Genomic DNA, 8,531 nt, shown 5'->3' with positions numbered 1-8,531 from the left:
TCATCAACATGCAACGTCGCCGGCAACACCCCATGCCGCATCGCCAAAACCATCTTCATCACCCCGGCCACACCCGCCGCCGCCTGAGTGTGCCCAATATTCGACTTCACCGAGCCCAGCCAGACGGGCCGCCCCTCGGGCCTGCCCTGCCCATAGGTAGCGAGCAGCGCCTGCGCCTCGATCGGATCCCCGAGCCTGGTTCCCGTGCCGTGCGCCTCAACGGCATCCACATCGGCCGGAGTCAGCCGCGCCGCCGCCAGAGCCGAGGTGATCACGCGCTGCTGCGACGGCCCGTTCGGCGCCGTCAACCCATTGGAAGCACCGTCCTGATTCACCGCACTGCCCCGGATAACCGCCAGCACCCGATGACCCGCCCGCTGCGCATCCGACAGACGCATCAGCACCAGCATCCCCGCACCCTCAGCCCAGCCGGTGCCGTCCGCATCCGCGCCGAACGCCTTACACCGCCCGTCCGGGGCCAGGCCCCGCTGCCGCGAGAACTCGACGAACGTGATGGGCGTCGCCATCACCGTGACACCACCGGCCAGCGCCAGGTCACACTCCCCAGATCGCAGCGCTTGAGCCGCCAGGTGCATCGCCACCAACGACGACGAACATGCCGTATCGACGGTGATCGCCGGACCCTCCAGACCCAGCACGTACGACACCCGCCCGGACAGCACACTCGTCGCGATTCCGGTCAGCCCGTGACCCTCCACGCCCGCCGCATAGCCGTACCCGGCCGCTCCGGCGAACACCCCGGCGGGGGTGCCCCGCAGCGACTCCGGGTCGATGCCGGCCCGCTCCAGCGCCTCCCAGCTCACCTCCAGCAACAGACGCTGTTGCGGGTCCATCCCGACCGCCTCACGCGGCGAGATACCGAAGAAACCGGCGTCGAACTCCGCCGCCTCCGTGACGAATCCGCCCGCACGCGCATACGTCGTCCCCGGATGGTCCGGGTCGGAGTCGAACAGTCCTTCCAGGTCCCAACCTCGGTCATCGGGGAACGGGCCGACCGCGTCCCCGCCCTCGGCAAGCAATCCCCACAGCTCTTCCGGACTCCCCACCCCACCCGGGAACCGGCACCCCATCCCCACAATTGCGATCGGCTCATCGGCCGCCACGGCAGCGGCCGACACCGGGGCGGCGGCACCGGGGCCGCCAACCAGTTCGCCCTGTAGATATCGGCCCAGGACGGCCGGAGCCGGGTAGTCGAAGATGGCGGTAGCGGGCAGCCGAAGGCCGGTGACCGTGGCGAGGCGGTTGCGGAGCTCGACCGCGGTCAGCGAGTCGAACCCCAGGTCGCGGAACGGCCGGCCCTGCCCGACCGCCTCCGGCGAACCATGCCCCAAGACGGCGGCGGCCTGGGCCCGGACCAGATCCACCAGCAGCGCCTCCTGGCCGGCCGGCGGGAGGCCGACCAGTTGCCCGGCCAGCCCGGCTGCGCCCGGGCCGCTGCCGGTGTCGGCTGCGGAGACGGCCTGGCCGGCCTCGGGCAGGTTCTTGAGCAGCGGGCTGGGCCGGCCAGCCGTGAACGCCGGGGCGAACTGCTCCCAGTCGATGTCCGCGACGATCAGCGACGTCTCGCCGCGGGACAGCGCCTGCCCCAGCGCGGCCAGCGCCAAGTCCGGGTCCATCCCCCGCACTCCGTGTCGCGCCAGGCGCTCTCCCGCCGTACCGGAGCTCATGCCGCCGCCGGCCCATGACCCCCAGGCCACCGATGTCGCCGACAGCCCTCGCGCGTGCCGCTGCTGGGCAAGCACGTCCAGGAACGCGTTCGCCGCGGCGTAGTTGCCTTGCCCGGGCGACCCGAACGTGGCCGCGGTAGAGGAGAACAGCACGAACGCGTCCAGGTCCAGGCCTGCGGTCAGCTCATGCAAGTGCGATGCGGCGACGGCCTTGGACTCCAGTACGGCATCGACCCGGGCCTGCGTCAGCCCGTCGATCACGCCGTCGTCGAGCGTTCCGGCGGCGTGGACGACCGCGGTCAGCGGCTGATCCGCCGCGATCCCGGCGATCACTTCGGCCAGCTCGGGACGCCTGACGGCGTCGCAGACGGTCACGGTCACCGACGCGCCCGCGGCCGCGATCCTCGCTGCGAGGACGGCGACGCCCGGCGCCGCGGGACCGCTACGGGAAATCAACAACGTGTGCTCAGCACCCTGACGTGCCAACCATTCGGCCGCATGTCCACCCAGCGCCCCGGTGCCACCGGTCACCAGCACCGTGCCCCGCGCCCGCCACGACCCGGCGCTCGCCGACGTCCCGACACTCAGCCCAGGCGCACGAACAAGCCGCCGCGCCAACACCCCGGAGCCCCGAACCGCGACCTGATCCTCACCGGTACCGGCCAGCACCTGACACAACCGGCGAGCCGCACGCTCATCAACGACCGCGGGCAGATCGACCAGGCCGCCCCACAACTGCGGGACCTCCAAAGCCGCGACCCGGCCCAACGCCCACACCTGCGCACCCATCGCACTGCCCGGCACCTCGTCGGGGCCGGCAGCAACCGCACCTGACGTCACCGCCCACATCGGCGCCGACATCCCGGCGTCGCCCAACGCCTGCACCAACGCCAGTGTCCCCGCCACACCACCAGCCGAGCCCGAGCCATCCTCCAAAGCCAACAGGGACACCACACCGGTCACGGCATCTGTCCCAGCGCCCGGGGAGGCGTCGCGCAACAAGGTGGACAGCTGTTCCCGGTCCGCCGACGCCGCTGTCACCGCTGCCACCTGAGCGCCGTGGCGGGCTAGGGCGGCGGTCACCGCCCGGAACGCCTCGCCCGGGACGGCGTCCGGCAGAACGACCAGCCACGTTCCGGCCAGCGCCGCCGCCCGCAGCGCGGGCACCGGTTCCCAGTCCACTCGGTAGCGCCACTCGTCGGCCACTGCGGCCTGGCGATCCCGACGCCGCCATGCCGCCAGCCCGGGGAGCACGGCGCGCACCTCACCGCGGCCCGCCCCCAGCGCCGCCGCCAACTCGCCCTCGTCGCCGTCCTCCACCGCGGCCCAGAACCGCGCTTCGCCCGCCGACCCACCAACCACAGCCGCCGGCGCCGACCGCAACCAGTACCGGCTCCGCTGGAACGCGTACGTCGGCAGCTCGACCCGCTTCGCCGGACCAGTGACCCTTGCCCAGTCCACCGGTATGCCCGCCACGAACGCGTCCGCCAATGCGGTCAGGAACTGCCCGGCCGCCGGACGATTCCGACGCTGCACGGCAACGAACACCCCGCCACGAACACAATCGGGACCCAGCGTGGTCAACGCCCCATCCGGACCCGCCTCCACAAACACCCGACCACCCAACGCCGCCGCCGCGGCAATCGCGTCGGCAAACCGCACCGGCTGACGGGCCTGCGCCGCCCAATAACCCGGCGCCCCGAAATCCTCAACCGAAGCCACAGCCCCAGTCAGCGTCGACACCACCGTCACCCGCGGCTCGTGGTAAGACAACCCCGCCGCCACCCGCTCCAACGACTCCATCACAGGGTCCATCGCCGGGGAATGAAACGCCCGGCTCGTCGACAACAACGTCGCCTTACGACCCAGCTCACGCCACCACGCGACCACCTGCTCGACCGCGTCCGCCTCACCAGACACCGTCACCGCCGACGGACCATTCACCGCCGCCACCACAACCCGGCCACCAAACCGCTCCAACGACGCAACAACCTCGGCCTCACCCGCCGCGACCGCCGCCATCGCCCCACCCGCCGGCAACCCCTGCATCAACCGACCCCGAGCAGCCACCAACCCACACGCATCCTCCAGGGACAACATCCCAGCCACATGCACGGCCGCGATTTCCCCGACCGAATGACCCAACACCACATCCGGCACCACCCCGGACGCCTCCAACAACCGAGCCAAAGCGACACCCACCGCAAACAAACCCGCCTGCGCAAAAACCGTCTCACTCAACCGGGCCTCGTCCCGACCCAACACCACATCCGCGACCGGCAAGTCCAGCAGACCACCCAAAATCCCGCACACCTGATCGAACGCGGCCGCAAACACCGGCGAAACCGACCGCAACTCCCGGCCCATCCCCGCCCACTGACTGCCTTGACCCGGAAACACCAGCACCGTCAATCCGTCGACGCCGGCCACCCCGGCCGCGTGCTGACCCACCGCCGCCAGACCCGCTAGCAACTCCCCCCTGTCCGCACCGACCACCGCCGCCCGATGCGCCAGCGCCGCCCGCGTAGTCGCCAGCGAGAAGCCCACATCCACCGGATCCAACTCCGGCCTCACGCCGACGAACTCCCGAAGCCGTTCCGCCTGCCCGGCCAGGCCCGCCGCGTCCCGACCCGACACCGGCCACACCACCGGACCACCCGCCACCAACGCCTGACCCGCCACCGTCGCTTCTTCGAACGCGGGAGCCTCCTCGAGGACGAGGTGCGCATTGGTACCGCTGATCCCGAACGAGGACACCCCGGCCCGCCGCAGCCGACCATTCCCTGCCGGCCACGACACCGCCTCCGACAGCAGCCGGACGTCCCCGGCCGACCAATCCACATGCGGCGACGGCTCGCCGGCATGCAACGTCCGCGGCAGCACCTCATGCCGCATCGCCAGGACCATCTTCATCACCCCGGCCACACCCGCCGCCGCCTGGGTGTGCCCGATGTTCGACTTCACCGACCCCAGCCACAACGGCTCACCATCAACCCGACCCTGGCCGTACGTCGCGAGCAGCGCCTGCGCCTCAATCGGATCCCCGAGCCTGGTACCGGTGCCGTGCGCCTCCACCACATCCACATCGGAGGACTTGAGACGCGCGGCCGCCAGAGCCGCTGCGATCACGCGCTGCTGTGACGGCCCGTTCGGCGCCGTCAACCCGTTGGACGCGCCGTCCTGATTCACCGCACTGCCCCGAATGACGGCCAGCACCCGATGACCCGCCCGCTGCGCATCCGACAGACGCATCAGCACCAGCACCCCGGCGCCCTCCGCCATCCCCATGCCGTCCGCGCCCGCCCCGAACGCCTTACACCGCCCGTCCGGAGCCAGGCCCCGCTGCCGCGAGAACTCCACCAGTCCCACGGGACTGGCCATCACCGTCACCCCGCCCGCAAGCGCCAGGTTGCATTCCCCCGCCCGCAACGCCTGAGCCGCCAGATGCATCGCCACCAACGACGACGAACACGCCGTGTCGATCGTCATCGCCGGACCCTCCAGACCCAGCACATACGACACCCGGCCGGACAGGACGCTGGCCGCGGTGCCCATCACCACGTGGCCGTCGGTGCTCTCCGAGCCCGCGCCGTATCCCCACCAGCCGGACACCCCGGCGAAGACTCCGGTCGGGCTGCCGCGCAGCGACTCGGAATCGATTCCGGCGCGCTCCAGGGCCTCCCAGCTCACTTCGAGCAGCAATCGCTGCTGCGGGTCCATCCCCAGGGCCTCGCGTGGCGAGATACCGAAAAACCCCGCGTCGAACTCCGCCGCTTCCGCCACGAACCCACCGGCGCGCGCATAACTCGTACCCGCGTGGTCGGGATCCGGGTCGAACAATCCCTCCAGGTCCCAGCCTCGGTCGCCCGGGACCGGTCCCACCGCGTCGGTTCCCGACTCCAGCAGCTCCCACAGACCTTCCGGGTCCGACACTCCGCCCGGGAATCGGCATCCCATGCCGACAATCGCCACCGGTTCGTCCGCCGCGACGACGGTCGGCGCCGGGGCCACCGGGACCCTGGCGAGGCTGCCCGCCAGCTCGTCCCGCAGGAACCGGCCCAGGACGGCCGGCGCCGGGTAGTCGAACACTGCCGTGGCGGGCAGCCGCAGGCCGGTCGCGGTAGCGAGCCGGTTCCGCAGCTCGACCGCGGTGAGTGAGTCGATCCCCAGGGCCCGGAACGGTCGGCCCGGTTCGACCGCCTCGTCCGAGGCATGCCCCAGGACCGCGGCCGCCCGCGCGCGCACCAAGTCCACCAGCAGCCGTTCCTGTCCGGCCTCGGTCATGCCGGCAAGCCGCCGCCGCAGCGCCTCGCCGGCGCCTTCCCCCGCGTTCGGAGTGGCCCCCGGGCGGGCACTTCCGCCGACGATCCCCCGCAGCAGGGACGGAATTTCCGTGCCGCGCGCGGCTTGGATCCTCAGCCCCGGAATGTCCAACCGAGCCGGGATGATGAGCGCCTCGTCCATTTCGAGCGCCGTGTCGAGGAGCGACAGGCCCTCCTCGGCCGTCAGGTCGCCGATCCCGGAGCGAGCGATTCGGTCGAGGAGGCGCGGGGACAGGTTGCGGCCGATTCCCGTGCCGGCCACCCACGCTCCCCAGGCGAGGGAGGTCGCGGTCAGCCCGTCGGCGTGACGGCGGGCGGCCAGGGCATCGAGGAATGCGTTGGCGGCGGCGTAGTTCCCCTGCCCACCAGCGCCGAAGGCGGCCGCGCCGGAGGAGAACAGGATGAAGTCGTTCAGATCGGCGGCCGCGGTGAGCCGGTGCAGATTCCAGGCTCCATCGGCTTTACCTCGCATCACGGCGTCGATCCGGGCGGGAGTCAGGGAACCGATCACACCATCGTCAATGACACCGGCCGTGTGGATCACGCTGGTCAACGGCGTACCGGAAGGAATTCTTGAGATTGTCTCGGCAAGTGCCGGCCGATCGGCAATGTCACAGGCGACTATCCGCACCGGGGTTCCGGCCGCGGCCAGTTCCGCGGCCAGGGCGGCCGCACCCGGAGCGGCGGGACCGGAGCGGGACACCAACAGCAGGTGCCGGGCGCGTCCGGTGGCAGCAAGGTGCCGCGCGGTCAGGGCGCCCAGCGTTCCGGTTCCTCCGGTGATCAGTACGGTGCCCGGGGCTCGCCGGGTCACCGAAGCCGGCGGGGCGCTTGCGGGGCGAACTATCCGGCGTCCGTAACCGTTCCGGTCGCGGACCGCGAGTTCCGGCTCGTCGGTGCCAAGGAGATCCGCGAGTACGGCGGTGGCCCGCGCCGCACCTACGTGGTCATCGGCCACGCCGCCGGGCAGGTCGGCCAGCACAATCCGCCCGGGGTTCTCGGCCTGCGCCGACCGCATCAGACCCCAGCAGGCCGCGCCGGGCAGATCAGCAACGCCCTCGTCGGGGTACGCCGCCATCGCGCCCACGGTCACCATCACCAGCCGCGACTGCCCCAACTCGGCCAGGCCCAGCCATTCCTGCACCAGCCCCAGCGCCTGTCCGGCCGCCCGACTCGCCGCAACCGCCAGATCACCGTCGTCCGCCGCTACTCCGGCGCGGACCAGCACCACGTCGGGCGCCGGAGCACCAGCGCGGACCGCCGCGGCCAGGTCGGCCAGATCCGGGTACGCCGTTACCTCGGCACCCGCCACAGCCAGGCCCGCGGCCATCCACTCCCGACCGGCCCCGGCCACCGCCGCGCGGATCCCCGCGCTTCGCTCGGGGGAAAGCTGAATCCAGTCCGTGGTGAACAGCGCATCATGCAGGCCCGGACGAGCCGCCATGAGCTGCTCGGGCGCCACCGGCCGCATGACCAGCGAGGCGACCGACAGTACGGGCAGCCCCGTCACATCGGCGGCCTCCAGCGACAGTTGACCCGCTCCGCCGGCGCGCAGCCGGACTCGCAGTTCGGCTGCGCCCGCCCGGTGGACCGTGACGTCGCCCCAGGCGAACGGCATCAGGATCTCGTCCGCACCGGCCGCCGGCTGGCCGGCCAGCCGTGCCGCGTGCAGGGCCGCGTCCAGCAGCACCGGGTGCATCCCGAATCCGGCCGTGGCGCCGGCGGTCTCCCCGGGCAGGGCAACCTCGGCGAACACCTCGTCCCCGCGCATCCAGGCCGCCCGAAGCCCCCGGAACGCCGGCCCGTACTCATATCCGGCCGCCGTCAGGTCCTCGTACACTTCGGAGACGCCCGCCGCCACCGCGCCCTCCGGCGGCCACACCGTCAGCGCATCAGGTTCGGCCGGCGAGGAGGGGGCCAGCAACCCGCGGGCGTGCTGCGTCCACCCCGCCCGGTCGCCCTCGAACCGGGCATGGATCTCCACGGCCCGCTGACCATCGGCGTCCGGGCCGCCGACGGTCACCTGAACCTGAACCGCGCCGTCGGCCGGGATGGCCATAGGGGCTTGCTGCGTCAGCTCCGCTAACCGGGGGCATCCGGTGCGGTGGCCGGCCGCCACCGCCAACTCCACGAACACCGTCGCGGGCAGTAGCACGGTCCCCGCGACCATGTGGTCGGTGAGCCACGGCTGGGTGGCCGGCGACAACCTCCCGGTCAGGACCAGGCCGTCTCCGGAGGCGAGCTCGACGGCCGCGCCGAGCAGCGGATGCCCGGCCGGTCCGAGGCCCACCGACCGCATGTCGGCCGCGCCGGAGGCCGGTTCCAGCCAGTATCGGGAGCGTTGGAACGCGTACGTCGGCAGATCCACCCGCCGACCCGGGCCAGTAACCCTCGCCCAGTCCACCCGGGCGCCCGCCACATACGCCCGACCCAACGCCGTCAACAACCCGGCCGCCCCACCCGCATCCCGGGTCAGCGTGCCAGTCACCAACGCATCGTGGATACCGACGTCCTCAAGGGT

General features: G+C 72.0%; 1 protein-coding gene. It reads right to left on the bottom strand.

What is annotated here, in order from left to right:
* Nucleotides 1–8,378: type I polyketide synthase (locus ACGFIO_RS44175; protein ID WP_392837260.1), on the bottom strand; the 8,378-nt coding region annotated here is incomplete at its 3' end.
* Nucleotides 8,379–8,531: the final 153 nt, after the last annotated feature.

The sequence above is a fragment of the Actinoplanes sp. NPDC049265 genome (assembly GCF_043197135.1).
Lineage (GTDB): Bacteria > Actinomycetota > Actinomycetes > Mycobacteriales > Micromonosporaceae > Actinoplanes.
This window is presented reverse-complemented; position numbering and strand designations above follow the sequence as displayed.